The organism is Streptacidiphilus melanogenes (genome assembly GCF_000787835.1).
Lineage (GTDB): Bacteria > Actinomycetota > Actinomycetes > Streptomycetales > Streptomycetaceae > Streptacidiphilus > Streptacidiphilus melanogenes.
In genome coordinates this window covers 142,980-144,573 of record NZ_BBPP01000017.1, presented here as the reverse complement: position 1 = coordinate 144,573, position 1,594 = coordinate 142,980, and the positions used below count along the sequence as shown (strand labels likewise).

The window sequence follows — 1,594 nt, the reverse complement described above, 5'->3', positions numbered from 1 at the left end:
AGCCAGGACGGCGCGACGTCGTCGGCGCACGCGGGCGCGCCCGCCGGACAGCCCGTCGGCGGCGGTGCGACGCAGGCGGGAGCGAGTAAGAGCCCGGCCGCCGCGCTCGGCTACCACCGGGTCGCCGGGCCGGGCGGGTCGAGCCTCGAGGTCCCGACGACCTGGCGCGAGACCTCCCAGGGCGCGGAGAAGAGCACGTACACCGGCCTCGCCGGGACCCTGGTCGTGGAGTTCACCCCGCACCCGGTCAAGGCCGGCGCGCTCAAGGCCTGGCAGAACGAGGAGCCGGGCGTCGCGGCCGGTCTCGCCGACTACCACCTGGTCAAGCTGGCCCAGGTCGCCGGCTGGCACGGCTGGGACGCCGCCGACTGGGAGTGGACCTTCCGCTCCGGGGTCTCGGAGCGGCACTCGCTGAACCGCGGCTTCGTGGTGGACCCGTCCCACGCCTACGCGATCTACTGGACCGCGCCCGAGGTGAGCTGGCAGACCGGACGCAGCGCCGACCTGCTCGCGCACTTCTTCGCCACCTTCCAGCCGGCGGGGGGCTGAACCGATGGCCAAGGCGTCCGGTGGCCGACTGCTCGCCGAGCGCTACCAGTTGACGGACCGGCGGCGTGCGGGCGCGGTCGAGGCGCGTGACCTGCGCAGCGGCGCCCCGGTGCTGCTGGAGGCGGTGCCGCTGCCGGAACTGGTGACCCCGTTCGACCAGGCCGCCCGGCCCGGCCCGGACGACGCGCCGGACGACGCGCGGGGTCTGGCGCTGCGGCACGCGATGACCGCGGCAGGGGCGGTGCCCGACCATCCGCGGCTGAGCCAGGCGTTCCAGGTCTTCGCGGAGGACGGGTACCTCTGGATCGCGGGGGAGTGGGTCGCGGGCGTGCCGCTCGCGCAGTTGCTGGAACGCGGGCCGATGTCGCCCTACCGGGCCGCCGAGGTGGCCTACGACGTGAGCGCCGGCCTGGAGGCCGTACACCGCGTCGGGCTGGTCCACGGCAATCTGACCCCGGCCACGGTGACCGTGTGCGAGGACGGAGCCGCGCTGCTCGGCGGTCTGACGGTCGCCGCCGCGCAGGAGGCGCTGTGCGGCGGGCCGGGCGCAGTCGACGCGGGGGCGTCGGTGCCCACCTCGCTGTGGAGCCCCGCCCGGGTGCGGGCCCGGGATGCGCGGGCCGTCATCGTCGGCGCCACGGCCGAGCGGTGGGCGCCGGAGCAGCTGGGCATCATAGGCGGCGCGGGGCAGCCCGTCGGCCCGGCGGCGGACGCGTGGGCGCTGGGCGTGCTGCTCTACCGGTCCGTGACGGGCGTGCCGCCCTACCCGGAGTCGGGTGTGGACGACCTGTTCGACGCGGTCCGGGCCGGTTTCCGCCCGGACACGCGGCCCACGGGGCCGCTGCGACCGCTGCTGGACCGGCTGCTCGACCAGGACCCGTCTCGCCGTCCGGGTCTGGCCCAGGTACGGGCGGCCCTGCGGCAGTTGCTGTACCGTGCGCCGGAGCCGCTGGACCGGGAGGCACAGCTCGACGCGCTCCCGCCGGGCGTGGCGGGCTCGTGGAGCTGCCGACGGGGACCCGCCTGCCGGTGCCGCGTCCGGGCG

General features: G+C 76.7%; 2 protein-coding genes. Both read left to right on the top strand.

From position 1 onward, the window contains the following. On the top strand, positions 1-549 hold a 549-nt coding region (locus TR49_RS43950; protein WP_042383365.1), incomplete at its 5' end, for a serine/threonine kinase C-terminal domain-containing protein. 4 nt (positions 550-553) lie between these two features. Next, positions 554-1,594, top strand: a 1,041-nt coding sequence (locus TR49_RS19985; RefSeq protein ID WP_500808187.1) for a protein kinase family protein, incomplete at its 3' end; no start/stop codon positions are given.